The sequence below is a fragment of the Pseudomonas fragi genome (genome assembly GCF_900105835.1).
In the GTDB taxonomy this organism is placed as follows: Bacteria; Pseudomonadota; Gammaproteobacteria; order Pseudomonadales; family Pseudomonadaceae; genus Aquipseudomonas; species Aquipseudomonas fragi.
Genome location: NZ_LT629783.1, coordinates 1,594,491 through 1,620,635, shown reverse-complemented (window position 1 = coordinate 1,620,635; position 26,145 = coordinate 1,594,491). Strand labels below are relative to the sequence as shown.

Below are 26,145 nucleotides of genomic sequence, written 5' to 3'. Positions count from 1 at the left end.
GAGCATCGTCTAGGGACAGTCATCATTGGCTCCTTGTTCAGTACATGTGCCTGGTCGGCGCAGTACGAGGTGCAGGTGCGAGTCATCGTCGAGCGGGGCTGCCAACTGGCAGGCATTACCCGTGACGCGGGTGGCGATTACCTGGGCCTGCTCGATTTTGGCCGCGCCCCACGGCTGGATGGCCCTTCGGCACCCTTGGGTGCCACCCTGATAAACCCGCGTTTACCGCGCCTGGAATGCAACCCGGATACCACTTACCAGCTTCAGATTGACGGTGGCCAGCATGGTGGCACCGCAGATGTCCGTTACCTGGCTCTGGGCCCGGGTGGTCCGCAAATTCCTTATCGACTGTTCCGCGACCCGGCCCGGCAAATTCCCTTGCTGGTAGATGTACCTGTCAGCGGCACCGTGCCCGATAGCGGTTCGGTGGAGTTGCCGTTGTACGGCCGTATCGAACCTTTGCAGCAGATCCCCCCGGTCGGGCTGTATGCCGACCTGTTGAAAGTCACACTCACTTGGTAGCGCCAGGAGCATGGATATGATCGGTCCTGCCCAACGTTGTGTGCTGTACGCAGCCTGTGCCCTGCTGAGTGTGCAGGCGCAGGCAGGCATGCTCAACGGGCAGATCCAGGCGCGCCTGGTGATTATGGCCAGCTGTCAGGTGAGCAGCGGCACAGGTGTGGAAGACAACAGCCTGTCCAACCTTGGCTTGCTCAATTTCGGCTCGCGCGGCCCAACCTGGAATACCCCGGTCGAGGCGCTGCTTGAGGGCGGCGAGAGTAATTTGAAGGTGATCTGCAACCCTGCGGTACGGGGTTTTTCGGTGTCCATTGACGGTGGTAATCACGGTAATGGCACGACGCGCCAACTGAGTAATGGCCAGCAAATGATTCCTTATCGCTTGTTTCTGGATGCTGCTGGAAACAACAGCTACAGCATCGGCAAGCAACACGATTTTGTGGTGGCAAGTGGTGGCCATGTACCGATCCCGGTGTATGGCATGGTGATGGCGAGTCCAAAATCACTGCCAGCAGGTGTCTATCGGGACACGCTACGGGTGACGCTGGATTGGTAAACAGGAGTGGGGTGCAAGATGCGCGTACTTAAATCAACGCTGGGGTTCTCATTGTTGGGCTTGATGCTGGCCGGTCAGGCACAGGCCGTCACGACCGTCACCGGCACTGTCAACGCTTCGTTAGTGCTGACGACCAGTTGCCTTATCAACGGGGTGGTGGGGGCCAACGGGGCAGTCTTCGGGGCGCTGGACTTCGGTACGGCCACGTCCTTGTTTGACACCGCAAGTGCCCAGGTATTGAGCGGCACTGGCGCCATGACGGTCCTGTGTACGGCGGGAACCACCCCGTCGGTCACCCTGGGGGCCGGTGCCCATGACGGCATGGCGGCCGCACAAGGCACGCGGGCCTTGGCCAGTGGCAGCAATTATGTGGGTTATGACCTGTACAGCGACGTTGGCCACGGCACGCCGGTGGCTATCGGTGGCAACGTTACGCTGTCGCAGAGTACCGGGGTGGTGCAAACGGTCAATATCTACGGCAAGGCGACCGGCAAGGTCGGGCTGCCGGCTGGCACCTACACGGACACCATTGCCGTAGTGCTGACCTTTTAACCGGGTGGCGTGGCCAGGTGCTGTATCACTGCTGTTGCTGGGTGCGATCAGCGGGGGGGTGTGTGCCGCGACTTCAACAACGCTGCAGGTCAGCGCCAGCATCGTGGCCGGTTGCGTGATCAGCAATCCCGGGGGCTTGTACGGCAACTTGAATTTCGGGACCTACGCGGCGTTGTCGACCGCACCGGTGAGCGTTGCCCTGACCGGAGGAGTGACACTGCAATGCACTCCGGGGGTGACGCTGAGCATGACCGTTGATGGCGGTTTGCATAACGTTGGCGGACGCCGCTTGCAGCTTGCCGGTGGTACTGCGCAGATTGCCTACCAGTTGTTTCGGGACGCGGCCCGCAGTCAAAGCCTGGGTATCGCGCAATCGGTCAATGTGCCTTACACCGACGCAAATGCCATCAGCCTGCCGATTTTTGGTTATGTGCTTTTGCCCGGCAACCAGCCGGTGGGCAGCTACAGCGACACGTTGCAGGTGCAACTATCTTATTGATATCCAGGGATCAGGAGTCTGTTTATGCATTCATTCTTACGGCCACTTCAGGGCATGGCTTTTTGCTTGCTGACACTGGGTGTGGCCCAGTCGGCGCTGGCAGCCAGCTCGATTTTGATCTGGCCCATCGATCCGGTTCTGGAGGCCGACCAGCAGGCCAGTGCGCTGTGGCTGGAGAACCGCGGCGATACCCCCGCCAACCTGCAGGTAAGGGTGTTTGCCTGGAACCAGGAAGGTTTTGACGACAAGTATCAGAACCAGCGTGACGTGGTTGGCAGCCCGCCTGTGGCCACTATCCAGCCCGGGCAAAAACAGCTGATTCGCCTGACCCGCGCCAAGACCTTCCCGGCAGGCGAGGAGCACGCCTACCGCATCATCATTGATGAAATCCCGCTGCCGCTGCCCCCGGCCGAGGCCGGTAGCGACAAGACGGCGGCTGCCGTGCGCTTGCAGATGCGCTATTCGGTGCCTTTGTTTGCCTACGGTGCCGGGCTGTGGAGCAAGCCGGATGCAAGCCGCCCGCGTGACCCCAACGGTGCGGGTTTGCCGCAATTGAGCGGGCGCACCCTCAAGGTGGATGGCAAGTCCTATATCGAGCTGGTCAACCGTGGCGCTGTGCATGCGCGCTTGACCGAGGCCTCGCTCAAATCGGGCAGCCAGTCAAAACCGGTAGTGGAGGGGTTGTTCGGTTATGTCTTGCCAGGAGCCACCATGCGCTGGCCCGTACCGGTGACGCAGGGAGATGCGCTGCAGGTACGGGTCAATGGCCAGACAGCGTTGCAGACGTTGTCTCTGGGGCAATAAACCTGGCAGGAGCCAGTGATCGCAAGTGACCCTCGGCAAGCCCCCTGCTCATGCTATCGCTCGGCATGCGGGGTAATGCTGTCGACGGAGCTGTAGCAAGGAGCGGCTATTGAATGTACGGACGTGCAAGTGAACAGGGCAGGGCTGTGGGCCTGCCTGGGCCTGTGTGGCGTGCTCTGGTGGCCGATGATTGAAGCCGGGGACTTGCCGCCGCCGCCCGCCAGCCTGGAGGCTGTCGCCGATGCCCAGTTATATCTGGAACTGGTGGTCAACCAAATGAATACAGGGAGCCTGGTGAACGTGCAGCAACGTGCTGGCCAATTGTATGTAGACGCCAACGTGCTAAAGGACGCCGGGATTCACCTGCCCATCACGCCGCCTGCGCAGGTCGGCCTGGACAGCGTGCCCGGCCTGCACAGCGAGTACGATATTCCGGGCCAGCGTCTGCTGCTGGATGTGCCACCCGACTGGTTGCCCGAGCAAGTGCTGGGCCGGCGCTCGAGTTACCCGCGCAGCGAAGCCATGAGCAGCTTTGGCGTGTTGTTCAACTACGATCTGTACCTTAACGATACCGACGACGCAGGCTCCTATCTGGCCGCCTGGAACGAAGTGCGGCTGTTCGACAGCTGGGGCACGCTGTCCAGTACCGGGCAATACCGGCGCAGCCTCGTCAGCGCCGGCGACAACCAGCTCGACAACGGTTACCTGCGCTATGACACCACCTGGCGCTTCTCCGACGATGAACGCATGCTCACCTACGAGGTGGGTGACCTGATCAGTGGCGCCCTGGCCTGGACCAGTGCCATCCGCATGGGCGGTGTGCAGATATCACGGGACTTTGGCGTGCGCCCGGATCTGGTGACCTATCCTTTGCCGCAGTTTTCCGGGGAGGCAGCAGTGCCTTCCTCGGTGGATCTGTTTATCAACGGTTACAAGTCCTCCAGCGAAAACCTCCAGCCCGGGCCCTATACCCTGACCAACGTGCCGTTTATCAATGGCGCCGGTGAAGCCGTGGTGGTGACCACCGATGCCCTGGGCCGGCAAGTCTCCACCAGCGTGCCGTTTTACGTGACCAGTACCTTGTTGCAACAAGGCCTGAGTGACTTCAGCGTGTCGGCGGGCAGTGTGCGCCGCGGTTACGGTATCGACGATTTTGCCTACGGGCCCGGGGTGACTTCAGGCAGTCTGCGCTATGGGTTGAGCAACAGCCTGACCCTGGAAAGCCATCTTGAAGCGTCTGACTCGCTTGCCCTGGGCGGGGTGGGGGCGAACTTCAAGCTGGGCAATTTCGGCGTCCTCAACAGTGCCGTCAGTCAAAGCCGGTTCGATGGCCGTGGCGGCCGTCAGGCAAGCCTGGGCTACCAGTACAGCGCACAACGCTTCAGCTTTGCCTATCAGCGTTTGCAACGGTTTGCCGACTACGCTGACCTCTCGGTTATCGACGCCGATTACATCAGCCTCAGCCGACGCAGTGAACAAGTGACTCTGGCCCTGAACCTGGACCGCTTTGGCAGCCTGGGGGCCGGGTACTTTGATGTGCTGGCCGCCGATGCTTCACGCACGCGCTTGCTCAACCTGAGCTGGAGTACGCCGCTGTGGTTCAACAGCAGCCTGTATGTGTCGGCCAACCGTGACCTGGATGATAGCAACTGGGCCATGCAGGCACAGATCGTGGTGCCCTTTGATGTGCGCGGCAACTTCAGTTTCGGCACCGAGCGCAGCGCCACCGGGGTCACCCAGAACCGGGTCAATTACAGCCGCAGTGCGCCGACCCAGGGCGGCGTTGGTTTCAATCTGGGCTATGCACATGGCGATACCGCGGATTATCGCCAGGCCGACCTGACCTGGCGGCTGCAATCCGTGCAGCTGCAGGCGGGCGTCTATGGCTCCTCGGCCCAGCAGACCCGCTGGGCCGATGCCAGCGGCTCGCTGGTATGGATGGACGGGCAGACCTTTGCCGCCAATCGTATTGACGACGCGTTTGTGGTCGTCAGTACCGGGGGCTTTGCCGATGTGGGGGTGCGATACGAGAATCAATGGATCGGCAATACCGATAAAAACGGCCACCTGCTGGTGCCCTGGAGCAGCGCCTACTATCGTGGCAAATACGAGATCGACCCGCTCAATCTGTCGGCCACTGTCCTGAGCCCCAACGTCGAACAGCGCGTGGCTGTGCGCCGGGGCAGCGGTTATTTGCTGGAGTTCGAGTTGAGCCGGGCGGCGGCGGCCAGCGTGCATCTGGTCGATGGCAAACAGCAGGATCTGGAGCTGGGCAGTGCGGTGCTCAATGAGCAAAACGGCGCCCGGGCAGTGGTGGGGTGGGACGGGCTGGTGTATCTGGAAAACCTGGTACAGCACAACTCGTTGCAGGTCATCAGGCCTGATGGACAGCAATGCAAGGCGCAGTTTGTCTTGCCCCCGGCAACCGATCAGGTGCCCTTGATCGATCCGGTGGTGTGCCAGTGAAACGCTTGATCGCGGTGTTGCTGACGTGCGGCCTTGCGGCTTTTGAGGCGCATGCCGGTTGTACCGCGGCCGCGACTGCTGGCCCGGCCGGTTTTGGCACCGTCAGCTCGAGCCTGGTGTACAGCACAGCGCAAAGCACCTCCATCACCAATGCCGGGCTGACCTGTACCCCTGCAGGCATTGAGCTGTTCAACAGTGCCTACTTCAAGGCCACGATTACCTCAACTCAAAGCGGCCTGGTCGGCCCTACGGGCGATGTCATCACTTACACCATTTACCCAGGCAGCAATAATGCCCACCCCATCACCCGAGGAGTGGCGTTCGACTTCACCAGTTTTGGCTTGCTGGGCCATAACGCTCCCGCTGCCATCCCCCTGTACTTCACGACGGTGGTCAACAACGTGGCAGCAGGGGTGTACAGCGAAACCCTGAAGGTGCAATGGGACTGGTACTACTGCACCGGGTTGGGAGTCGGTAACTTGTGCATCGGCTCGGATTCTGGGGTTGGCAAGATCAGCCTGCTGACGGTGAACATGACGGTTGCCAACGACTGCACCATCACCGCGGCCAATATCGGGTTTGGCAGCGCACCTGTCGTCAGTGCATTTACCCCGGTAAGTCAGACTGTCAGCCTGGCCTGTACCAAAGGCAGCGCCTATACGGTGGGGTTCGGTGATGGCCTGTATCCGCTGGCTGCCGGTGGGCGGCGGCGGATGATTTCCGGCAGTAATTACCTGGCCTACGATATTTTCAAGAGCGCCGGGACTACCCGCTGGGGCAGCGTCGGCGCGGCGCGGCGCGCCAGTTCCACGGCCGAGATCAACCCGGGGAACGGGTTGGGCCACAATCCGGGCAGCGGCAGCCAGATTTTCAACTAAAACGCCCGAATCTATACCGACCAAAGCACGCCGCCAGTCGGTGCCTATACCGACAGCGTGCTGCTGGATGTGGCCTTTTAGCGCAGTTCCCTGACCATCGCCGACAGGGTCGTCAGCACGTCCTTGGCCAATTGCTTGGAGCGTTTGCCATCCCAGCCGGTCTGCGGGTTGGGCGCATCGTCGTTGTCCTTGAACGGCATCTCCAGGGTCAGTGCCAGGCAGTCGAAGCGCTGGCCGACGCTGTTGCAGGCCAGGGTCATGTTGGCTTGCCCGGGCTCGTCGCGGGTATAGCCGTGGGTGGTCTGGAAGTCTTTGGTCAGGCCGCTGAGGTGGCTGCGAAAGCGTTCCTCAAGCGCCGCCAGGCGCGGGGTGTAGCCCGGGTTGCCCTCGCAGCCTGCGGTAAACACGTAGGGGATTTCTTCGTCGCCATGAATGTCGAGGAACAGATCGACGCCGTACTGGCTCATTTGCTCCAGGGCAAAGAACACTTCGGGGCTGACCTGCGGGCTGGTGTTCTGCCAGGCGCGGTTCAGGTCCTGGCCGTTGGCATTGGTGCGCAAGTGCCCGTGGAACGCGCCGTCGGGGTTCATGTTGGGGATCAGGTACAGGTCGGCGTAGTCCAGCAGCTTGCGCAATTGTGGGTCGCTGCCTTGCTCCAGGCGCTCCAGCAGACCTTCCATAAACCATTCGGCCATATGCTCGCCGGGGTGCTGCTGGGCGATGATCCAGATCTTGCGCTTGTAGCTGGCGCCGTTGCCTTTGCGCAACAACTGAATGTCGCGGCCTTCGGCACTTTTGCCGGTGGCCAGTAACTGGCAACCCGACCACTGCAGGGCGTTCTTGATCAACTGCTCGTGACGTTCCCGGCTATAGGGTTCGAAGTAGGCAAACCAGACCTGCGGCTGTTGCGCTTCGAGATGGAAGTTGAGCGAGGTGCCGTCGAATTCAGTCGGGACCCGGAACCAGTTTTCCTGATCATAAGACGCCACGGCCTGATAGCCATCCCACGCTTTGTTGTAGGAAGACTGGCTGGCGTTGCTCAATTGAAAATGGTGAGTGTGCCCCGGTGTCAGGCCATCTACCTTGAAATGGAACCACTGAAAGTGCGGGCTCTTGGTGTCCGGCTTGATGGCCAGTTTCACCTGCAGCGGGTTGCTGGCGTCCAGCACCTGGATATTGCCGCTGTCGAAATCGCTGCTGATATGAAGTGAGGAGGGCGCCACGGTCATCGTCCAAATCCCGAAATCTGATAATTGTGGACGTTACTGTACCTTGCTATGGCGATAGGCCAATACGGAATTTTGGGCAATAAGAGGAAGGAAGTCGCGAAGGGGGGCGTCATCCTTGACGCGGCGCAATTGTAGGGTTTTTGCGAGTGATTCTCAAGTGCTAGATTGCCATTACGGCCATAGTCCAGGACTTCAGGCTTCCGTTGGCCGATGTTCATTTGCTATGATGGCTAAATAGTGACGGCCATCGCAGAAACGGCCGCACACCAGACTTCATTAGCCTGAAGCACGCAGAGCCAGAAAACTGGCCGCAAAAAAAAGACCCGGCCAGAAGCCGGGTCAAATAACCGTGATTAGCCTGATGAGGAGCTAATTCAAAAGACCGACCTAAGGTCCTCTGAATTATCGACTGATCTCGCGACCAGCTGCATGCAATAATAATCATTATCATTTGCAAATCAAGCTATTTCCCGCGCATTTGCCAAAATAATTTTTTCCTCCCCGGCCCAATGCTCTATCCCGCGGCCTGCAGACCTAATCAAGCAACAACTCAGTGGTGCGTTTGACCTCACTCATGGCGATATTGGAGTGGGCTTCCTGAACGTGTGGTTTCTGCAGCAAGTGATCACGCAAAAAACGTTCATAGCTGTCGATATCGTGGGTGACTACCTTGAGCAGGTAGTCCATGTCCCCTGCCATCGTGTAGCACTCGATCACTTCGGGGTAATCGGTGATCGCTTCTTCAAATTCGGTCAGATGCCGTCGGCCGTGGCCCGACAAGCGCACATTGACGAACACCACCACATTGAGCCCGAGCTTTTTCGGATTGAGCAGGGCCACCTTGCGCTCGATCAGCCCTTCCTCTTGCAACCGATGGATCCGCCGCCAGCAGGGCGATTGCGACAACTCCACATGCTCCGCCACCTCGGCGGCAGACAGGTCGGCATTGTGCTGCAACAAGCGCAGGATCTTGCGGTCGATGGCGCTTAATTTTATCTGCATGAATTGATCTGATTTCTTATTGTTTTTGAATGATGCATGCAGATTAGCAGAACATTTCCTGCAATTTAGAAAGAAAAATCCTGGGTAAAACCCTCACTCTTTGGCTTCGGGTCACCGACTGACTTTACGGTCCGACTCGCCTCCAGGGCTAAAAACAAGAGAGAGAATGCAATGCCGATTTTTGCTCACCCCGAATTCGATCACCATGAACAGGTGCAGTTCTGCCATGACCAGGCCACGGGCCTGAAGGCGATTATTGCGGTACACAACACCCGCCTGGGTCCCGCGTTGGGCGGCTGCCGCATGTTCCCCTACGCCGACGAGCAACAGGCCCTGAATGATGTGCTGCGCCTGTCCCGTGGCATGACCTACAAGTCGGCGCTGGCCGGGCTGCCCTTGGGCGGTGGCAAGGCAGTGATCATTGGTGACCCGCACAAAGACAAGAGCGAGGCGCTGTTTCGGGCCATGGGCGAGTTTGTTGAAAGCATGGGCGGGCGTTACATCACTGCAGCGGACTCCGGCACCGGCGTGGCCGAGATGGCCCTGATGGGGCAGCGCACCCGCCATGTGGTGGGGGCGGGCAGCCGTGAGCAGTTGGGCGGAGGCACACGCAGTGGCGATCCGTCCCCGGCCACGGCCCTTGGCGTGTTTATAGGCCTGCGTGAAGCGGTCTTGCAGCGCATGGGGCGCAGTGACCTGACAGGCCTGCGGGTGGCGGTACAGGGCCTTGGGCAAGTGGGGTTCAACCTGGCCCGGCAGCTGCACGAGGCGGGTGCCGAACTGTGGGTCCATGATATCCAGGAGGCCAATGTGCGACGTGCCGTCGATGAGCTGGGGGCTCACGCGGTGAGCGCGCTGGATATTTACGGGCTGGATGTGGATGTGTTCTCGCCCTGCGCGATGGGTGCCATCATCAACGATGAAACCTTGCAGGTATTGCGTGCGCCGGTGATTGCCGGGGCGGCCAACAACCAGTTGGCCAAGGCGGCCCATGCCGATGAGCTGTGGCGTCGCGGTTGCCTGCATGCGCCTGATTACGCAATCAATGCGGGTGGCATCATTGACGTGTCCTACGAGTACAACGGCGGCACGCCCGAGCAGGTACGTCAGCACGTTGAAGGCATTGGCCAGACCTTGCGCCAGATCTTTCTACGGGCCAAAGCCGAGGATCAAAACACCACGCGTATTGCTGACAGCCTGGCACAGGAGCGTCTGAACCGCTGATGGCCAAGGCGCAGGTGGCCGTTACGGCACCGGCGCCTTCCTGGGGTCAACGGGCAGACAATTGCTGCACATCAATCGCCCTGTCGATCAGTTGCTTGGACGACTCGATGAGAAACAGCAGATTGAGCAGTAGATCACGCGGGGGGCCGAACTGATGTTCGGCTCCCCCTTGCGCATTGGCAATCGCGCAGCGCAGATAATCCGAAGCGTGCAGCAGGGCTTCTTCCTGGGTCAGGTCGCTGTTCACCAGGAACACTTTCTTCTCGGGAGGGGGTTGGGAAACAGCTGGTTTCAAATAATAATCGAGCGCTCGCTGGGTGGCAGCGCTGTCCTTGAGGGATTCGAGCTCAGGATCGGACTCGGTGTCGGGTGCAATTTTTGTTAGAGGCGTCATGATTTACCTGCGTTTCAGGAAATGGTCGAATCAGCAGATCTATATTAGTACATAAAGTATTCATGACAATATTATAAATAGTACGATATGTGTATTGTTGCGCCGATTCCAATCCGTATTGTTTGGCGCATGGATAAATGGATCGCTTTAGTCAGAACAAAATTGCGCGAGCTCAAGCTCACGCAAGAAAAACTAGCCGAACGCGTCGGGGCTTCCCAGGGCGGGGTCGGTCATTGGCTCAACAAACGCCGCCAACCCGACTTGCCGACGATGAACAATGTGCTGCATGCCCTTGGGCTTGAGCACCTTGAAGTCGCCCTGGTGATTCGTGAGCGCAATGAGGCAGGCGACACGCCAGGTGCCGACGAATACACCTATGAGATCACTTCGGCATTCCGCTATCCGGTCAGGGACTGGGTATCGGCCGGTCAGGTCAACGAGAAAGTACAGCCCGACTACGCCTCGCCCGGCACTGTTTTCGAAGTCAGCGATCATTACGCCAAAGGTGCTGCGTTCTGGTTGCAGGTAACGGGCGATGCCATGACCGCACCGGTGGGGGTCAGCATCGCGCAAGGCATGATGATTCTGGTTGATCCGGATATCGAGGCCACGCCCGGCAAAATGGTGATCGCCCTGACGCCAGAGTCCGAGGCCACCACCTTTCGGCAGTTGATCGAAGAAAGCGGCCAGCGTTACCTCAAACCCCTCAACCCGACTTATCCCAAAACCCTGTTTGATGATAAATGCCGGATTATCGGCGTCGTGGTACAGGCCACGGTCAAGTTCTAGATACTGCCCGCTGCGGCTGTGAAAAAGGCGGATACCGGTTACGGTATCCGCCTTTTGTCATTCCAGCTCGACCAGCGCCGAGCCCTCACTGACCATTTCGCCTTCCTGGAAGAACAACGCCTTGATCACGCCTGCGTGGGGGGCGCGCAGGCTGTGTTCCATTTTCATGGCCTCCAGCACCACCAGTTGCGCACCGGCCTCGACGGTTTGACCGATCTCAACCAGTACCCGCACGATGCTGCCGTTCATCGGTGCGGTCAGGCCGCCCTGGGCCGTGTGGCTGGCGTCCACGGCGCTGATCGGGTCGTGCAGGCGCACGCAGTGCAGCTCACCGTCCCAGCGCAGGTACAGTGCATCGCCGCGACGTATTGCCAGGTGCTGGCGGCGCACACCGTCCTGTTCGATAACCAGTTGCTCATCGCGCAAGGTGGCCGTGTTGGCGCTGAGGTGGATGACCTCTTGCTCGCCATTGCAGGTCAGGGCCAGCAAGGTCTGTGCTGGCAGACCGCTGCGAAAGCCGTTGTGGGCCGACCAGGGGGAGGCCGGATCATCAGTGCGTACCCTGGGCGGCTGGCTCTGATCGAAGGCTTGTGCGCCAGCAGACCAGAAGGCTGCAGGCAAAGGCTCTGCTGCAGGCAGCAATTGCTCTTCGAAGCGCGGGATAAAGCCGGTATCGAGTTCGGCTGCAGCGAAGGCCGGGTGGCCGATGATACGGCGCAAAAAGCTCAGGTTGGTTTTCAGCCCGCCAATGGCGAACTCATCAAGCATGGCCAGCAAGCGCAGACGGGCCTGTTCACGGTCTTCCCCCCAGGCAATCAGCTTGCCCAGCATCGGGTCGTAGAACGGCGACACCTCGTCGCCTTCGCAGACCCCGCTGTCCACACGACGGCCCGGGCCTGCGGCCGACTCGCGATACACCTCAAGACGGCCGGTTTGCGGCAGAAAATCATGGCCCGGGTCTTCGGCATACAGGCGCACTTCGATGGCATGCCCGTTCAGCGGCACTTGCGCCTGGGTGATCGGCAGGGCTTCACCGCGGGCCACGCGGATTTGCCAGGCCACCAGATCGAGGCCGGTGATGGCTTCGGTAACCGGGTGCTCAACCTGCAGGCGCGTGTTCATCTCCATAAAGAAGAATTCGCCTCGCGCATCCAGTAAAAATTCCACGGTGCCCGCACCCACATAGCCGATGGCCTGCGCCGCGCGCACGGCGGACTCGCCCATGGCCTGACGCTGTTCGACACTCAGCCCCGGTGCGGGTGCTTCTTCCACGACTTTCTGATGGCGGCGCTGAATCGAGCAGTCGCGCTCATTGAGGTACAGGCAGTTGCCATGCTGGTCGGCGAAAATCTGGATCTCGACATGACGCGGCTTGAGCACATACTTTTCCACCAGCATCCGCGCGTCGCCAAAGGACGACAAGGCTTCGCGCTGTGCCGAAGCCAGTGCTTCTGCCAGCTGGCTGACGTCTTCGACCACCTTCATGCCCTTGCCGCCACCACCTGCCGTGGCCTTGAGCAGCACCGGATAGCCGATGCGTTCTGCGGCGAGGCGAAAGGTTTCCAGATCCTGGTCTTCGCCGTGGTAGCCGGGCACCAGCGGCACGCCGGCCACTTCCATCAAGGCCTTGGCGGCGGACTTGCTGCCCATGGCATCAATGGCACTGGCGGGCGGGCCGAGAAAAATCAGCCCGGCCGCTTCAATGGCACGGGCAAAGCCTGCGTTCTCCGACAAAAAACCGTACCCGGGGTGAATCGCCTGGGCACCGCTGGCCTTGGCGGCTGCGATGATCTTGTCGATTTTCAGGTAGCTGTCAGCCGCTTTGCTGCCGCCCAGATCCACGCAGATATCGGCTTCGCGGCAATGCCGCGCGTCGCGGTCGGTCGCGCTGTGGACGGCGACCGTAGTGAGGCCCAGGGCCTTGGCCGTGCGCATCACCCGGCAGGCGATTTCGCCACGGTTGGCCACCAGTATGGATGTCAGAAGAGGGGCAGTCATGAGCGCGGCTCCAGGCTCGAGGGATCGGCTTGCCAACTGGGGGCACGTTTTTGCAGAAAAGCACGCAAGCCTTCCTGGCCCTCGGGGCTCACCCGGATGCGGGCGATGGCGTTCTCGCAGTAACGGCGAATGGCCAGGGTCGGTGCGCCGTGACTGACTTCGCGCAGCAGGTCCTTGCAGGCGCGCATGGCTTGCGGGCTGTTGAGCAGCAGGTTGTCGGTCCAGCGGGCGATGTGCTGTTCCAGTTCCGCGAGGGGGTAGCATTCCGAGAGCAAGCCCAGTTCGCGGGCGCGTTCACCGCTGAAGCGCTCTGCGGTCAGGGCATAGCGCCGGGCAGCGCGTTCGCCGATGGCCTGCACCACAAACGGGCTGATGACCGCAGGAGCCAGGCCGATGCGCACTTCCGACAGGCAGAACTGTGCGTCATCTGCGCCGATGGCCATGTCACAGGCACTGATCAGGCCCAGCGCGCCACCATAAGCGGCGCCCTGGACGACTGCCAGGGTCGGCATTTTCAGCTTGGCCAGGTTGTACATCAGCTCGGCCAGGTGGCGAGCGTCGTCGAGGTTGGTGTGGTAGTCCAGCTCGGCCGATTGCTGCATCCAGGCCAGATCGGCCCCGGCACTGAAATGCTTGCCACGCCCGCGCAGAAGCAAAAAGCGGACGGCAGGATCAGCCTGTACCGCGTCCAGGGCCAGAATCAGCTCGCGGATCATCTCGGCATTGAAGGCGTTGTTCTTCTGCTCACGGCTCAACCACAGGGTGGCAAAGCCCCGGGGATCGGTGTGCAGTTCGAGGGTGTTGAAATCCATCATGTTGGTCAGTCCTGAAAGGCTGTGGGGTTACATCCGGAACACACCGAAACGGGTGGCTTCGACAGGGGCGTTCAAGGCTGCCGACAGGCCCAGGGCCAATACGTCACGGGTTTGCGCCGGATCGATCACGCCGTCATCCCACAAACGCGCGCTGGAGTAGTAGGGGTGGCCCTGGTGTTCGTACTGGTCAAGGATAGGCTGCTTGATCTCGGCCTCTTCGCGGGCCGAGAACGCAACGCCATTGCGCTCGGCCTGTTCACGCTTGACCTGCACCAATACACCGGCGGCTTGCTCCGCGCCCATCACGCCGATCCGTGCGTTTGGCCACATCCACAAAAAGCGCGGGTCGTAGGCGCGACCGCACATGCCATAGTTGCCAGCGCCAAAACTGCCGCCGATGATCACGGTGAATTTCGGCACCCTGGCGCACGCCACGGCGGTGACCAGTTTGGCACCGTGCTTGGCAATGCCGCCCGCTTCGTATTTTTGCCCGACCATAAAGCCGGTGATGTTTTGCAAAAACACCAGGGGGATGCCGCGCTGGCAAGCCAGTTCGATAAAGTGCGCGCCTTTTTGCGCAGCCTCGGCAAACAGGATGCCGTTGTTGGCCAGAATCGCCACCGGGTAGCCGTGCAAGTGGGCAAAACCGCACACCAGCGTGGTGCCAAACAGGGCCTTGAACTCATCGAACACCGAACCGTCCACCAGCCGCGCAATCACTTCGCGCACATCAAATGGCTGCTTGGCATCGGCTGGCACAATGCCGTATAGCTCATCGTGGCCATACAGCGGGGCCATTGGTGTACGTTGTTGCACCTGGCCCAGCTTGCGCCAGTTGAGGTTGGCCACGCTGCGCCGGGCCAGTGCCAGGGCATGCTCGTCGCTGTCGGCATAATGGTCGGCCACCCCGGAAATCTTGCAATGCACATCGGCACCGCCCAGGTCTTCGGCGCTGACCACTTCACCCGTGGCGGCTTTTACCAGGGGTGGCCCGGCGAGGAAGATAGTGGCTTGCTGGCGCACCATGATGGCTTCGTCGGCCATTGCTGGCACATAGGCGCCGCCTGCGGTGCAGGAACCCATGACCACGGCAATCTGCGGGATGCCTGCCGCGCTCATGTTGGCCTGGTTGAAGAAGATCCGCCCAAAGTGCTCGCGGTCCGGGAACACTTCATCCTGGCGCGGCAGGTTGGCACCGCCCGAATCCACCAGGTAAATGCACGGCAAGCGGTTTTGCTCGGCGATGGTTTGCGCCCGCAGGTGTTTTTTGACCGTCAGCGGGTAGTACGAACCGCCTTTGACCGTGGCGTCGTTGGCGACAATCATGCATTCCACGCCTTCGACCCGACCTATGCCGGCAATGATTCCGGCGGCCGGAACGTCTTCGCCGTACACGTTGTAAGCCGCTAACTGACTCAATTCAAGGAAGGGCGAACCGCTGTCGAGCAGGCGGTCAATCCGTTCCCGTGGCAGCAATTTGCCACGCGAGGTATGCCGCTCCTGCGCCTTGGCGCCGCCGCCCTGTTGCACCTGCGCCAGCAGGGCGTGCAAGGCCTCGACCTGTTTGAGCATGGCGTCGCGGTTAAGCCCGAACTCGGTCGAGCGCGGGTTGATCGTCGTCTGCAAGATGGACATGCCGGCGCTCCTTAGCGGGTTTCGTTGAAGAGTTCGCGACCAATCAACATGCGTCGGATTTCGCTGGTGCCCGCGCCGATTTCATACAGCTTGGCATCACGCAGCAGGCGCCCGGCCGGGAATTCATTGATGTAGCCGTTGCCACCGAGAATCTGGATGGCGTCCAGGGCCATTTGCGTGGCGCGTTCGGCGCTGTACAAAATCACCCCGGCGGCATCCTTGCGCGTGGTTTCGCCACGTTCGCAAGCGGCGGCCACGGCATACAGATAGGCGCGGCTGGCATTGAGCTGGGTGTACATGTCGGCCACCTTGCCCTGGATCAGTTGGAACTCGCCGATGCTCTGGCCGAACTGCTTGCGGTCGTGGATGTAGGGCACGATCAGGTCCATGCACGCTTGCATGATCCCGGTGGGGCCGCCCGAGAGCACCACGCGCTCGTAGTCCAGGCCACTCATCAGCACCTTGACCCCGGCGTTGAGGGTGCCCAGCAGGTTCTCCTCTGGCACTTCGACATCGTCGAAAAACAGCTCGCTGGTGTTGGAACCGCGCATGCCCAGCTTGTCGAAATGCTTGCTGCGGCTGAAGCCTTTCCAGTCGCGCTCGACGATAAAGGCGCTGATCCCGTGCGGGCCCTTTTCCAGGTCGGTCTTGGCGTAGATCACATAGGTGCTGGCGTCCGGGCCATTGGTGATCCAGGTCTTGCTGCCGTTGAGGACAAAGTGGTCGCCACGCTTGTCAGCGCGCAGTTTCATCGATACCACATCGGAACCGGCGTTCGGTTCGCTCATGGCCAGGGCGCCGACGTGTTCGCCGCTGATCAGCTTGGGCAGGTATTTGAGTTTCTGTTCATGGGTGCCGTTACGGTTGATCTGGTTGACGCACAAATTGGAGTGGGCGCCGTAGGACAGGGCGACCGAGGCTGAGCCGCGGCTGATTTCTTCCATGGCCACCACATGGGCCAGGTAGCTGAGGCCGGTGCCGCCGTATTCTTCCGGGACAGTGATGCCAAGCAGACCCATGTTGCCAAACTTGCGCCACATATCGGCGGGGAACAGGTTGTCCTTGTCGATTTGCGCCGCGCGAGGTGCCAGCTCGGCGGCAACGAAGGCCTGTACCTGATCGCGCAGCATATCGATGGTTTCGCCCAGGGCGAAGTTCAGGGTGGGGTAGCTCATGGGGCACCTATAGTCATTGTTCTTGTGGAGGCGGTTACTGCGTCGCCGTCGATAACCTTTACGTTAACGTAAACTTGGCGCCTTTAACTGTCAACGACCTTTACGTTAACGTCAACTTAGGCCAGAGTATTTGCTGTTCTTCAAATGAGCCGGTGCAGTGCGTGCCTTGCTCATGCTCCCAAAACAATCACAAGAGGAGTTGTCATGAAGTTGCAATCCGTCCCCAGTTACAGCCAGGGCGCGCAGGACAAGGCGCTGCTGGCGATGACGATAGGCCAGGCTTTCGATCGGACTGTTGCGCGTTACCCGCAGGGTGAGGCGTTGGTGGTGCGCCATCAGCAGCAACGCTACACATGGGCACAATTGGCCGAGGCGGTCGACCTGCATGCCCGGGCGCTGCTGGCCTTGGGGTTGCAGGCAGGGGACCGGCTGGGGGTGTGGGCGCCCAACGGTGCCGAATGGTTTATCTGTCAGTTTGCCAGCGCCAAGATCGGTGTGATCCTGGTCAATATCAACCCGGCTTACCGGCTCTCGGAGCTGGAATACGTGCTCAAGCAATCGGCGTGTCAGTGGCTGGTGTGCGCGGGTGCGTTCAAGACTTCCAACTACCACGCCATGCTCCAGGAGCTGATTCCAGAGCTGGCGCAGCAGTCGATCGGGGCTCTGGATTGTGAACGCTTTGCCGATTTGCGTGGGGTCATCAGCCTCGCGGTTGAGCCGCCGCAAGGTTTTTTACCCTGGTCGCAACTTGCCACATTAGCGGGCGAGGTCGAGCCGCAGCAGTTACGTGACCGCGAAGCCAGCCTGCACGTCGACCAGCCGGTCAATATCCAGTACACCTCGGGCACTACGGGTTTCCCCAAGGGCGCGACCCTCAGCCATCGCAATATCCTCAACAATGGCTATATGGTCGGCGAAAGCCTGGGGCTGACGGCCAATGACCGGTTGGTGATCCCGGTACCGCTTTATCATTGCTTTGGCATGGTGATGGGCAACCTGGGCTGTGTCACCCATGGCACCACCATGATTTATCCTGCAGAGGCCTTTGACCCGGGCCTGACGCTGCAAGCGGTGGCCGAGGAACGGGCTACCGGCCTGTACGGTGTACCGACCATGTTTATCGCCATGCTCGACCACCCGCAGCGTGCCGCGTTTGATCTGTCGAGCCTGCGCACGGGGATCATGGCCGGGGCCACCTGCCCGATCGAGGTCATGCGCCGGGTGATCAGTGAAATGCACATGGGCGAAGTACAAATTGCCTATGGCATGACCGAAACCAGCCCGGTATCAATCCAGACAGGCCCTGCGGATGAACTGGAATTGCGTGTTACCACGGTAGGGCGTACCCAGCCACAGTTGGAGAGCAAGCTGATCGATGCTGCAGGCAATACCGTCGCGCGGGGTGAGATTGGCGAGTTGTGTACCCGTGGCTACAGCGTGATGCTCGGCTACTGGAACAACCCGCAGGCCACCGCGGATGCCATCGACGGCGAAGGCTGGATGCACACCGGGGACCTGGCGCAGATGGATGAGCAGGGTTATGTGCGCATCGTGGGGCGCAACAAGGACATGATCATTCGCGGTGGTGAGAATATTTACCCGCGCGAGTTGGAGGAGTTCTTTTTTACCCATCCGGCCGTGGCCGATGTGCAGATTGTGGGCATTCCCGATGCCAGATACGGCGAGGAGATCGTGGCCTGGATCAAGTTTCATCCCGGACATACGGCCAATGAGCTGGAGCTGCAAACCTGGTGCAAGTCGCGGATTGCGCACTTTAAAACGCCGCGATTTTTCAAGTTTGTCGATGTATTCCCGATGACCGTGACCGGTAAGATCCAGAAATTCAAAATGCGTGAGATCAGTATTCAGGACTGCCAACAGAAATGACCAAGCCCAGTGGGAGCGGGCTTGCTCGCGATGGTAGCGACGCGGTTTGACTGGCTCACCGCAGCGCCTGTATCGCGAGCAAGCCCGCTCCCACAACAAACCCCAGACAACACAAAGGGGAGCCGAGGCTCCCCTTTAATATGTCGTTGCGTGCTCTTTTTTTATTATTGAAGGGCGGTTTATTGTTGTTTTTGGAACTCACCCTTTTGCTGCGTTTTTTTGCGATCCCCATCCGGGATCAAGAGCAAACGTATTTTTTTGAGCGCTGATCCACTTTTATCACTGGCTATCAAACCCGTGATCCAACCTGTGCATGTGCTACCTGAAGGTAGTTTTATTGTTCTCTGCCCGGTTGCGAGTGGCTTTTAGGCCCTCGGAAAAGCAAACCTTCTCCAAAAAAATCTGTTAGCTGCGTCTCTGCCGTGTTGTTTTTGTTATGTCAGAGTCGTTTCGTATTGTTTTTATTATGTTGCTGCGGTTTTTATTCTTGTTATGCCATAGAGATAGCAGGAGCCGTGCCAACTTTTAAAAAGTCTTGTGAATCAATGGCTTATAAATTCAGGCAATAAAAAACCGGCCCTGGGCAGGGCCGGTTTGTTTCCGTGTTACTCGTTTGTGTGGCGGTGAGGTAACACCCCGGAACACTTTTTAGCTCTGGCGGGCCTTGGCCACCCGCGATCCGGTAACACGGCCCAGGACCTTGCAGATGTGCGCACCGGCCAGTAACAGCTTGTCCATATCGATGCCGGTCTGGATGCCCATGCCGTTGAGCATGTACAGCACGTCTTCCGTGGCCACATTACCGCTGGCGCCCTTGGCATAAGGACAACCGCCGAGCCCGGCAATTGAACTGTCGAATACCGCGATACCTTCCTGCAGGCTGGCGTAGATATTCACCAGCGCCTGGCCGTAGGTATCGTGGAAGTGCCCGGCGAGTTTCTCTCGTGGCACGAGTGCCGTGACGGCTTCGAACAAGCTGCGTGTGGCTGTGGGGGTGCCGGTACCGATGGTGTCGCCCAGTGACACTTCGTAACAGCCCATGGCGTATAGCTCCTGCGCGACCTGTGCCACTTGCTGCGGGCTGACCTGGCCTTCATAAGGGCAGCCGAGCACACAGGACACATAACCGCGCACGCTGATGCCGTGTTGTTTGGCCGCTTCGATGATGGGTACAAAGCGCGCCAGGCTTTCGCTGATCGAACAATTGATATTGCGTTGCGAGAACGCTTCAGAGGCGGCGGCAAATACCGCGACTTCTTTTACCCCGGCGGCCACGGCATCTTCAAAGCCGCGCAGGTTCGGTGCCAGCGCGCCATACACCACCCCCGGCTTGCGCCGGATTTGTGCAAAAACTTCAGCAGAGCCGGCCATTTGCGGCACCCACTTGGGCGAGACAAAACTGCCGACTTCGATATAGCCCAACCCGGCATCGGTCAGGGCGTCGACCAGTTGCACCTTGTCGGCGACGCTGATGGGTTGCGCTTCATTTTGCAAACCGTCGCGCGGGCCGACTTCGATCAGGCGCACATGGGTTGGAAATGTCATGGGGGGTCACCCTGTCTGTTGAAATATGTGTCTTGCCAAGCCCTCACCCCAACCCTCTCCCAAAGGGAGAGGGTGCAAATTGGTGGTGTTCTTGAGTTCGTATGCGGTCCGTTCCCTCTCCCTTTGGGAGAGGGCTAGGGTGAGGGACTTTTAGTCGTTTGTTTTTTTATGGTCTGTTCCAGCGCCTGGAGGCACCGCTCTTCGGCGGTATCGAGCTCCAGCTGCATCTGCTGGATATCGAGCAATTGCTGCTCCAGCTGTTCGCGGCGCTCGGCGATCTTGGCCAGCATGCTGTTGAGTTGTTTCTGGTTGCCGCTGGTGGGGTCGTAAAGCTCGATCAGTTCGCGGCATTCGGCCAGCGAAAAACCGATGCGCTTGCCGCGCAGGATCAGTTTCAGGCTGACCTTGTCCCGCGCCGAATACACCCGTTCCTGGCCGCGGCGTTCGGGGGCGAGCAGGCCTTGCTCTTCATAGAAGCGAATGGCGCGGGTGGTGATGTCCAGCTCGCGGGCAAGGTCGGAAATACTGTACGTCTGGCTGCTCATGGGCGGGCTCTGGAGGAATCGTATGACTAAACTAATCCGTGGTTGACGTTTACGTCAAGCAAGCTGGCCTGTTCGGTTTTCTGTTGTTGCTGGCACAGCTCGATCAGTTGCTCGCGCATCCAGCGATTGGCCGGGTCTTGCTCGGTACTTTCGTGCCAGTACAGATGGGTTTCCACATTGGGCAGTTCAGTGAGGGGCAGGGGCACAAAGTGCAGGCCGTGGCGGCGGGCAAAACGCTCGGGCACGGTCATTGCCATGTCGGTCTGTTGCAGCACATTGGAGGCCATCAGGTAATGCTGCGAACGCAGGGTGATCTTGCGTTGCAGGCCCATTTTGCCCAGCGCCAGGTCCACTTCGCCCAGACCATTGCGCCGGGTCGAGATATGGATATGGGTCAGTGCCAGGTAATCCTCAAGGCTCAGGGCGGCCTTGGCGGCCAACGGGTGGCCCTGGCGCATGGCGCACACATAACGGTCTTCCATCAATTTGACATGCCGCACCTGGGGGTCGGTATTGAGCGGGGCGTCCACGGCAAAATCCAGGCGTCCTGCGGCCAGATCACTGGTGGTCTCACGCCGATGGGAGAGAAAACTCTCAACCACCACCGATGGCGCCTGACGCCGTAGCCGCTGGAACAGCGGCGGCAAAATCACCGCTTCCGACAGGTCGGTCATGCTGATGCGGTAGGTCTTGTTGGCTTGCAGGGGGTTGAAGGTGCGGCTTTCCTGCACGGATACACGCAACAGTGCCAGGGCGCTGCGCACCGGGCTGATGATGTTCTGCGCCATCGGAGTGGGCACCATACCCTGGGCAGTACGCACGAACAGCGGGTCGTTGAAGCTCTCGCGCAACCGCGCCAGGGCATTGGACACTGCCGGCTGGGTGATGCCGATAATCTGCCCGGCGCGGGTCAGGTTGGCTTCGGTGTAGATGGCGTCGAAGACGATAAACAGATTGAGATCGACCTTGTTCAGGTTCATGGCGCGGTGGCTCTTGTTGTTGGAAGGGGTGACGCGGCCCGATCATATATTGCTTATGAATGGTAATACACGTCGTTAATAGGTGGCGCAAATGAAGGGGGGCTGATCTAGCATCGGGTATCACTTTTCAGCATTCCCGGTAGAAGGTAGCCACTTATGGATTTCGCTTATTCCCCGAAAGTTCAGGCACTGCGCGAGCGTGTGACAGCGTTTATGGACGCCCATGTGTACCCGGCGGAGGCGATTTTTGATCAGCAAGTGGCTGAAGGCGACCGCTGGCAGCCGACGGCGATCATGGAAGAGCTGAAGCTCAAGGCCAGGGCTGAAGGCCTGTGGAATCTGTTTTTGCCCGAGTCCGAACTGGGGGCCGGGCTGAGCAACCTTGAATACGCGCCGCTGGCAGAAATCATGGGGCGCTCGATGCTGGGCTCCGAGCCCTTCAACTGTTCTGCACCGGATACCGGCAACATGGAAGTCCTGGTGCGCTACGCCAGCACGGCGCAAAAACAGCAGTGGCTCGAGCCGCTGCTGCGCGGTGAGATTCGCTCGGCGTTTGCCATGACCGAACCGGACGTTGCCTCGGCGGATGCCACCAATATGGCTGCCCGCGCCGTGCGTGACGGTGATGAGTGGCTGATCAACGGTCGCAAGTGGTGGACGTCCGGGGCCTGTGACCCGCGCTGCAAGATCATGATTTTCATGGGCTTGAGCAACCCTGAAAACCCGCGCCATCAGCAACACTCGATGATCCTGGTGCCGGTGGACACACCGGGGGTAACAATCGTGCGACCACTGCCGGTGTTCGGCTACGACGATGCACCTCATGGTCACGCCGAAGTGCTGTTCGACAACGTGCGTGTGCCGTATGAAAACGTCTTGTTGGGTGAGGGCCGGGGCTTCGAGATTGCCCAGGGGCGTCTTGGGCCGGGGCGGATTCACCACTGCATGCGCTCGATCGGCATGGCCGAGCGGGCCTTGGAATTAATGTGCAAACGATCGCTGGCGCGTACTGCGTTCGGCAAACCGCTGGCACGTCTGGGGGGCAATATCGACAAGATCGCCGACTCGCGCATGGAGATCGACATGGCGCGGCTGTTGACCCTCAAGGCCGCCTATATGATGGATACGGTGGGTAACAAAGTGGCGAAAAGCGAAATCGCCCAGATCAAGGTTGTCGCCCCCAACGTTGCCTTGAAGGTAATTGACCGGGCCATTCAGATGCATGGCGGGGCAGGGGTTTCGGGGGATTTTCCGCTGGCTTATATGTATGCCATGCAGCGCACGCTGCGCCTGGCGGATGGCCCGGATGAAGTGCACCGGGCGGCGGTGGGCAAGTTTGAGCTGGACAAGTGGTAGCGGGTTTGTGTGGGAGCGGGCTTGCTCGCGATGCGGTCAATGCGGTGTATCAGTATTGCTGAGTCGATGCTATCGCGAGCAAGCCCGCTCCCACAGGTTGTTACGCTGCTGCTTCAATACACCCACACCTCAACCCGGCGATTCTTCAGGCGGCCTTCATCTTCGGTGTTGGCTGCCACCGGCATTTGTGCACCGTAACCTTGAATTTCCCTGAGTACCACGCCACTTTTCACCAGCTCGCGGCGCACCGCCATTGCCCGTAACCGGGACAGCAGTTGTGCTCGCTGCGGGTCATCCTTGGCATCGCCGAAACCCACCAGCGTGACCTGCTTGTCGAGCTTGCCGTGGGCGCTCAGGTAGTCGACCACGCGCAGCAAGTCCTGGCGCGCCTTGTTGTCCAGCGAAGCGCTGCCTTCCTCAAAGCGAAAATTTACCGACAGGCGCTGCGCCTCGCGGGTCAGCGCCTGATACTGCTCCGGCATATGTGCCCCCGGCATCACGTTGTCCGCCTGGACGCTTTGCGCGACAAAGCCGTTTTGCCCGACGATGGCCTGGCCCTGCGGGCTTTGGGTAAAGGCTACCAGCGCCTTGGCCCAGGGATTGTTCGTGGCCGGGGGCAAGTACAGGAACAGGCGGCGCGACAAGGGGTAATCTTCGCTGGCAATCAAGCTGGTAAGCGGCAACATCGGTTGCGATGCGCCGTCGACAATGGCCACGGCCTTGGCCTCACGGATATACGGCAGGCCGATAAAGCCGATGGCTTGCGGGTCATGGCTGACTGCGTCGGACAGCTCTTCGCTGGATTCGAAGCGTTGCGCCTTACTGCTCAAGGGCTGCCCGTTGCGGTTCAATACCAGCTCCTTGAAGGTTTCCCAGGTGCCGGACTGGTCGTCGCGTGCATACAAGTGAATGGCCCCGCCGGTGCCGCCCAACTGTTCCCAGCGGCTGATCTGGCCGCTGAAAATCTGTGCCAGTTGTTCGGTGTTGAGCTGGTTGAGGGGGTTGTGCGGATGCAGGATGATTGCCAGGCCATCGATGGCGATGACTTGCTCGGCGCCGGGGCTTTTCAGGTCGCCCAGGGGCTCAAGGTCAACCAGTTCGCGGTCCTTGATGGGCCGTGATGAGGCCACCAGATCCGCAAGCCCTGCGGCCAGCGCAGTAAAACCGGTGCCCGAACCGTGGGCGGCGACATCCACGCGGATCTGCTGGCCCTGGGCCGTGGTGCCGACAATGCTGTGCTCGTTGGGCGGGATGACCGGAACGCTGTGGATATCATGCAGGCCCTGTTCGGCGAGCATGGCGCTGACCAGTGCCGGGCCCAGGTTGGCGCCGATGGTGTTGGAGCCCTGGATACGCAGGTCGGCCGCCGTCGCCAGGCCGGTGATGGCGCATAACAGGGTCAACGACAAAAAGCGCAGCATGGGAAGGCACCTTCCTGGGGCCGTAGAAAGGTCTGCAATTTAAGTCAGAAAGGTTTCAAGCTGATGACAGACCCCTCCGGTGTGGGAGCGGGCTTGCTCGCGATGCGGGCCACGCGGTCTGTCAGAAAACCGAGGTGAGGCCATCGCGAGCAAGCCCGCTCCCACAGCAAGCAAGCTCTCTTGCTCAGCTCAACTCCAACCAGATCGGCGCATGATCGGACGGTTTTTCCATGCCGCGCAGGTCGTAGTCCACGCCCGCTGCCTTGATGCGTGGCACCAGCCCCTGGGAGGCAAGGATCACGTCAATGCGCAGGCCACGCTTGGGCTCGTCTTCAAAACCGCGGCTGCGGTAGTCGAACCAGCTGAAACGGTCCGCCACGTCCGGGTGCAGGTAGCGGAAGCTGTCCACCAGGCCCCAGTTCTTGAGGCGCTCCAGCCACTCGCGCTCTTCCGGCAAAAAGCTGCACTTGCCGGTTTTCAGCCAGCGCTTGGCGTTGTCCGGGCCGATACCGATGTCGCAGTCCTGCGGCGAGATATTGATGTCGCCCATCACCACCAGCGGTTGTTCATTGCTGAACCGGCTTTCCAGCAGCTGTTGCAGGTCGCTGTAGAAGCGTTGCTTGGCCGGGAACTTGGTAGGGTGGTCGCGGTTTTCGCCCTGTGGGAAGTAACCATTCATGATGGTCACCGGCTGGCCGTTTTCGTCTGCGAAAGTGCCCCAGATAAACCGGCGCTGGGCGTCTTCTTCATCGCTGGCAAAGCCCTTGTGCAGTTCCAGGGGGGGCTGGCGCGAAAGCAGGGCGACGCCGTAATGGCCTTTTTGACCATGAAAGTGCACGTGATAGCCCAGGGCTTCGATGTCGGCGAGGGGGAACTGGTCATCATGGACCTTGGTTTCCTGCAGGCCGATTACGTCAGGCTGATGTTTCTCGATCAGCGCTGCCAGCTGATGCGGCCGAGCGCGCAGGCCATTGATGTTGAATGAAACGATTTTCATGGGCGGGCAGTCCTGAACAAAACTGCGATGCTAGCGGACTGACGCCCCGGCTGCCAGCGTGCAGTGGGCCGAATGCACTGCTAACGTAGGATGCATTCGGCCATGATTGAACTGTCATGGCCCTCGGGGGTTCGTACCCATTAGAAGCGCTGCTATCCAGGCCGCGCCCGGGAGGTTGATCGCATGACGCAAACGCCGAACGCTACCAGTGAGATCCGATTGCTCGACAGTGGCTATTCAAGAGAGGCGCGTTCGTTGCTGTACCAGGCTTATCGCCATGAGCCGACGTTTCGTTTTCTGTTCAACGCCGAGCGCAGCGGCTACGAGCAACGGGTCAGGGCCACGGTACGCGAACTGGTCAAGCAGCATTTTTTGCAGGATTTGCCAGCGCTGGGCCTGCTGGTCAATGACCGGTTGCTGGGCATTGCCCTGATCGCGCCGCCGCAACGGCGCCTGGGCATTACCGAGAGCTGGGCCTGGCAGTTGCGCATGGTGCTCAGCACCGGTTTGAGCTGCACGCGGCGCTATCTGGCCTATCACCAGGCGGTGCAGGCCTGCGTGCCGGGAGATGCGGTGCATATGCTGCCGCTGCTGGGTATTCACCCCGAATTCCAGGGCCAGCATTACGGCGAGCAGTTGCTTGAGGCGGTGCACAACTGGTGCGCCGAAGATGAGCATTCCGAAGGCGTGGTGCTCGATACCGGCAACCCGCATTACCTGGACTTCTACAAGCGCCAGGGTTATGTGGAGATCGGTGAAGTGGCCATCGGGCCGGTTGTGGAACATGTGTTTTTCCATGCCAATCCGCAGGTGTTACATACTGCAACGGCTTGAAGACGAACTTTTTGCCCTTTGGCGCGCTCTATGAGCCCCCCAGCC

At 60.0% G+C, this 26,145-nt stretch carries 23 protein-coding genes and 1 pseudogene; 12 read left to right on the top strand and 12 right to left on the bottom strand.

Annotation, left to right across the window (positions count from 1 at the left end):
- Positions 1-21 precede the first annotated feature (21 nt).
- The 7 genes and pseudogenes from BLU25_RS07380 to BLU25_RS07350 all read left to right on the top strand — a co-directional run bounded on the left by BLU25_RS07380 (position 22) and on the right by BLU25_RS07350 (position 6,355).
- Positions 22-522 (top strand): Csu type fimbrial protein, encoded by a 501-nt coding sequence (locus BLU25_RS07380; RefSeq protein WP_438269263.1) that lies wholly within the window; start codon positions 22-24, stop codon positions 520-522.
- A 16-nt stretch (positions 523-538) separates the two neighbouring features.
- Complete coding sequence (locus BLU25_RS07375; protein ID WP_016782341.1) at positions 539-1,075, top strand: Csu type fimbrial protein; 537 nt, start codon at positions 539-541, stop codon at positions 1,073-1,075.
- Between the two features lie 18 nt (positions 1,076-1,093).
- Positions 1,094-1,627 carry a Csu type fimbrial protein gene (locus BLU25_RS07370; protein WP_016782342.1) on the top strand — a complete coding sequence of 178 codons (534 nt, stop codon included), beginning with the start codon at positions 1,094-1,096 and terminating at the stop codon, positions 1,625-1,627.
- Positions 1,628-1,631: 4 nt separating this feature from the next.
- Positions 1,632-2,126 carry a Csu type fimbrial protein gene (locus BLU25_RS07365; RefSeq protein WP_016782343.1) on the top strand — a complete coding sequence of 165 codons (495 nt, stop codon included), beginning with the start codon at positions 1,632-1,634 and terminating at the stop codon, positions 2,124-2,126.
- Between the two features lie 24 nt (positions 2,127-2,150).
- Positions 2,151-2,930, top strand: coding sequence for a fimbrial biogenesis chaperone (locus BLU25_RS07360; protein WP_083369579.1), 780 nt, complete (start codon positions 2,151-2,153; stop codon positions 2,928-2,930).
- Between the two features lie 186 nt (positions 2,931-3,116).
- Entirely contained in the window at positions 3,117-5,396 is a 2,280-nt protein-coding gene (locus tag BLU25_RS07355; RefSeq protein ID WP_081481080.1) for a fimbria/pilus outer membrane usher protein, read from the top strand.
- Positions 5,393-6,355, top strand: a pseudogene (locus BLU25_RS07350) (Csu type fimbrial protein). Before BLU25_RS07355 ends, BLU25_RS07350 begins: the two are co-directional and overlap by 4 nt.
- Here BLU25_RS07350 and BLU25_RS07345 read toward each other — a convergent pair.
- Positions 6,352-7,503 (bottom strand): M14 family metallopeptidase, encoded by a 1,152-nt coding sequence (locus BLU25_RS07345; protein WP_016782347.1) that lies wholly within the window; start codon positions 7,501-7,503, stop codon positions 6,352-6,354. The pseudogene BLU25_RS07350 and the gene BLU25_RS07345 sit on opposite strands and share 4 nt — an antisense overlap.
- Positions 7,504-8,037: 534 nt before the next feature.
- Positions 8,038-8,505 (bottom strand): Lrp/AsnC family transcriptional regulator, encoded by a 468-nt coding sequence (locus tag BLU25_RS07340; RefSeq protein WP_016782348.1) that lies wholly within the window; start codon positions 8,503-8,505, stop codon positions 8,038-8,040.
- 171 nt (positions 8,506-8,676) lie between these two features.
- On the opposite strand from BLU25_RS07340, the gene BLU25_RS07335 reads away from it, so the two are divergent.
- Complete coding sequence (locus tag BLU25_RS07335) at positions 8,677-9,729, top strand: Glu/Leu/Phe/Val dehydrogenase dimerization domain-containing protein (protein WP_016782349.1); 1,053 nt, start codon at positions 8,677-8,679, stop codon at positions 9,727-9,729.
- Positions 9,730-9,775: 46 nt separating this feature from the next.
- Here the strand turns inward: BLU25_RS07335 and BLU25_RS07330 are convergent, their stop codons facing one another.
- Complete coding sequence (locus BLU25_RS07330; protein ID WP_029611590.1) at positions 9,776-10,123, bottom strand: DUF6124 family protein; 348 nt, start codon at positions 10,121-10,123, stop codon at positions 9,776-9,778.
- 129 nt (positions 10,124-10,252) lie between these two features.
- Here BLU25_RS07330 and BLU25_RS07325 point away from each other — a divergent pair, with 129 nt between their 5' ends.
- The gene (locus BLU25_RS07325) at positions 10,253-10,912 is read left to right on the top strand and encodes a LexA family protein (RefSeq protein WP_016782351.1); all 660 of its coding nucleotides are present in this window, start codon (positions 10,253-10,255) and stop codon (positions 10,910-10,912) included.
- 57 nt (positions 10,913-10,969) lie between these two features.
- Here the strand turns inward: BLU25_RS07325 and BLU25_RS07320 are convergent, their stop codons facing one another.
- The 4 genes from BLU25_RS07320 to BLU25_RS07305 are packed head-to-tail and all read right to left on the bottom strand — an operon-like array spanning position 10,970 to position 16,535.
- A complete protein-coding gene (locus BLU25_RS07320; protein ID WP_016782352.1) occupies positions 10,970-12,910 on the bottom strand; it encodes an acetyl/propionyl/methylcrotonyl-CoA carboxylase subunit alpha in 1,941 nt (646 codons plus the stop codon).
- Positions 12,907-13,725: a gamma-carboxygeranoyl-CoA hydratase gene (locus tag BLU25_RS07315; RefSeq protein ID WP_016782353.1), complete on the bottom strand. Its 819-nt coding sequence runs from the start codon at positions 13,723-13,725 to the stop codon at positions 12,907-12,909. Before BLU25_RS07315 ends, BLU25_RS07320 begins: the two co-directional genes overlap by 4 nt.
- 27 nt (positions 13,726-13,752) lie before the next feature.
- Complete coding sequence (locus BLU25_RS07310) at positions 13,753-15,360, bottom strand: carboxyl transferase domain-containing protein (protein WP_016782354.1); 1,608 nt, start codon at positions 15,358-15,360, stop codon at positions 13,753-13,755.
- 11 nt (positions 15,361-15,371) lie between these two features.
- Entirely contained in the window at positions 15,372-16,535 is a 1,164-nt protein-coding gene (locus tag BLU25_RS07305; RefSeq protein ID WP_016782355.1) for an isovaleryl-CoA dehydrogenase, read from the bottom strand.
- 204 nt (positions 16,536-16,739) lie between these two features.
- Here BLU25_RS07305 and BLU25_RS07300 point away from each other — a divergent pair, with 204 nt between their 5' ends.
- Positions 16,740-18,422, top strand: a complete 1,683-nt coding sequence (locus BLU25_RS07300) for an AMP-binding protein (protein WP_016782356.1) — start codon at positions 16,740-16,742, stop codon at positions 18,420-18,422.
- A 648-nt stretch (positions 18,423-19,070) separates the two neighbouring features.
- On the opposite strand, the gene BLU25_RS07295 is transcribed toward BLU25_RS07300, so the two are convergent.
- The 3 genes from BLU25_RS07295 to BLU25_RS07285 all read right to left on the bottom strand — a co-directional run bounded on the left by BLU25_RS07295 (position 19,071) and on the right by BLU25_RS07285 (position 21,492).
- Complete coding sequence (locus BLU25_RS07295) at positions 19,071-19,967, bottom strand: hydroxymethylglutaryl-CoA lyase (protein WP_016782357.1); 897 nt, start codon at positions 19,965-19,967, stop codon at positions 19,071-19,073.
- A 134-nt stretch (positions 19,968-20,101) separates the two neighbouring features.
- The gene (locus tag BLU25_RS07290) at positions 20,102-20,512 is read right to left on the bottom strand and encodes a MerR family transcriptional regulator (RefSeq protein WP_016782358.1); all 411 of its coding nucleotides are present in this window, start codon (positions 20,510-20,512) and stop codon (positions 20,102-20,104) included.
- 26 nt (positions 20,513-20,538) lie between these two features.
- Entirely contained in the window at positions 20,539-21,492 is a 954-nt protein-coding gene (locus BLU25_RS07285; RefSeq protein ID WP_016782359.1) for a LysR family transcriptional regulator, read from the bottom strand.
- A 156-nt stretch (positions 21,493-21,648) separates the two neighbouring features.
- Here BLU25_RS07285 and BLU25_RS07280 point away from each other — a divergent pair, with 156 nt between their 5' ends.
- Entirely contained in the window at positions 21,649-22,848 is a 1,200-nt protein-coding gene (locus BLU25_RS07280) for an acyl-CoA dehydrogenase (protein WP_083369578.1), read from the top strand.
- A gap of 113 nt (positions 22,849-22,961) precedes the next feature.
- On the opposite strand, the gene BLU25_RS07275 is transcribed toward BLU25_RS07280, so the two are convergent.
- Both BLU25_RS07275 and xthA read right to left on the bottom strand, forming a co-directional pair.
- The gene (locus BLU25_RS07275; RefSeq protein ID WP_016782360.1) at positions 22,962-24,269 is read right to left on the bottom strand and encodes a substrate-binding domain-containing protein; all 1,308 of its coding nucleotides are present in this window, start codon (positions 24,267-24,269) and stop codon (positions 22,962-22,964) included.
- A gap of 184 nt (positions 24,270-24,453) precedes the next feature.
- Complete coding sequence (xthA, locus tag BLU25_RS07270) at positions 24,454-25,266, bottom strand: exodeoxyribonuclease III (protein ID WP_016782361.1); 813 nt, start codon at positions 25,264-25,266, stop codon at positions 24,454-24,456.
- A 183-nt stretch (positions 25,267-25,449) separates the two neighbouring features.
- On the opposite strand from xthA, the gene BLU25_RS07265 reads away from it, so the two are divergent.
- Positions 25,450-26,100, top strand: coding sequence for a GNAT family N-acetyltransferase (locus BLU25_RS07265; protein WP_029611591.1), 651 nt, complete (start codon positions 25,450-25,452; stop codon positions 26,098-26,100).
- Positions 26,101-26,145: the final 45 nt, after the last annotated feature.

What these genes read in the sequence shown, in the direction of transcription:
- BLU25_RS07375 (WP_016782341.1), top strand. Translation starts at nt 539, where the DNA reads ATGATCGGTCCTGCCCAACGTTGTGTGCTGTACGCAGCCTGTGCCCTG.
- BLU25_RS07370 (WP_016782342.1), top strand. Translation starts at nt 1,094, where the DNA reads ATGCGCGTACTTAAATCAACGCTGGGGTTCTCATTGTTGGGCTTGATG.
- BLU25_RS07360 (WP_083369579.1), top strand. Translation starts at nt 2,151, where the DNA reads ATGCATTCATTCTTACGGCCACTTCAGGGCATGGCTTTTTGCTTGCTG.
- BLU25_RS07355 (WP_081481080.1), top strand. Translation starts at nt 3,117, where the DNA reads ATGATTGAAGCCGGGGACTTGCCGCCGCCGCCCGCCAGCCTGGAGGCT.
- BLU25_RS07345 (WP_016782347.1), bottom strand. Translation starts at nt 7,503, where the DNA reads ATGACCGTGGCGCCCTCCTCACTTCATATCAGCAGCGATTTCGACAGC.
- BLU25_RS07340 (WP_016782348.1), bottom strand. Translation starts at nt 8,505, where the DNA reads ATGCAGATAAAATTAAGCGCCATCGACCGCAAGATCCTGCGCTTGTTG.
- BLU25_RS07335 (WP_016782349.1), top strand. Translation starts at nt 8,677, where the DNA reads ATGCCGATTTTTGCTCACCCCGAATTCGATCACCATGAACAGGTGCAG.
- BLU25_RS07330 (WP_029611590.1), bottom strand. Translation starts at nt 10,123, where the DNA reads ATGACGCCTCTAACAAAAATTGCACCCGACACCGAGTCCGATCCTGAG.
- BLU25_RS07325 (WP_016782351.1), top strand. Translation starts at nt 10,253, where the DNA reads ATGGATAAATGGATCGCTTTAGTCAGAACAAAATTGCGCGAGCTCAAG.
- BLU25_RS07320 (WP_016782352.1), bottom strand. Translation starts at nt 12,910, where the DNA reads ATGACTGCCCCTCTTCTGACATCCATACTGGTGGCCAACCGTGGCGAA.
- BLU25_RS07315 (WP_016782353.1), bottom strand. Translation starts at nt 13,725, where the DNA reads ATGATGGATTTCAACACCCTCGAACTGCACACCGATCCCCGGGGCTTT.
- BLU25_RS07310 (WP_016782354.1), bottom strand. Translation starts at nt 15,360, where the DNA reads ATGTCCATCTTGCAGACGACGATCAACCCGCGCTCGACCGAGTTCGGG.
- BLU25_RS07305 (WP_016782355.1), bottom strand. Translation starts at nt 16,535, where the DNA reads ATGAGCTACCCCACCCTGAACTTCGCCCTGGGCGAAACCATCGATATG.
- BLU25_RS07300 (WP_016782356.1), top strand. Translation starts at nt 16,740, where the DNA reads ATGAAGTTGCAATCCGTCCCCAGTTACAGCCAGGGCGCGCAGGACAAG.
- BLU25_RS07295 (WP_016782357.1), bottom strand. Translation starts at nt 19,967, where the DNA reads ATGACATTTCCAACCCATGTGCGCCTGATCGAAGTCGGCCCGCGCGAC.
- BLU25_RS07290 (WP_016782358.1), bottom strand. Translation starts at nt 20,512, where the DNA reads ATGAGCAGCCAGACGTACAGTATTTCCGACCTTGCCCGCGAGCTGGAC.
- BLU25_RS07285 (WP_016782359.1), bottom strand. Translation starts at nt 21,492, where the DNA reads ATGAACCTGAACAAGGTCGATCTCAATCTGTTTATCGTCTTCGACGCC.
- BLU25_RS07280 (WP_083369578.1), top strand. Translation starts at nt 21,649, where the DNA reads ATGGATTTCGCTTATTCCCCGAAAGTTCAGGCACTGCGCGAGCGTGTG.
- BLU25_RS07275 (WP_016782360.1), bottom strand. Translation starts at nt 24,269, where the DNA reads ATGCTGCGCTTTTTGTCGTTGACCCTGTTATGCGCCATCACCGGCCTG.
- xthA (WP_016782361.1), bottom strand. Translation starts at nt 25,266, where the DNA reads ATGAAAATCGTTTCATTCAACATCAATGGCCTGCGCGCTCGGCCGCAT.
- BLU25_RS07265 (WP_029611591.1), top strand. Translation starts at nt 25,450, where the DNA reads ATGACGCAAACGCCGAACGCTACCAGTGAGATCCGATTGCTCGACAGT.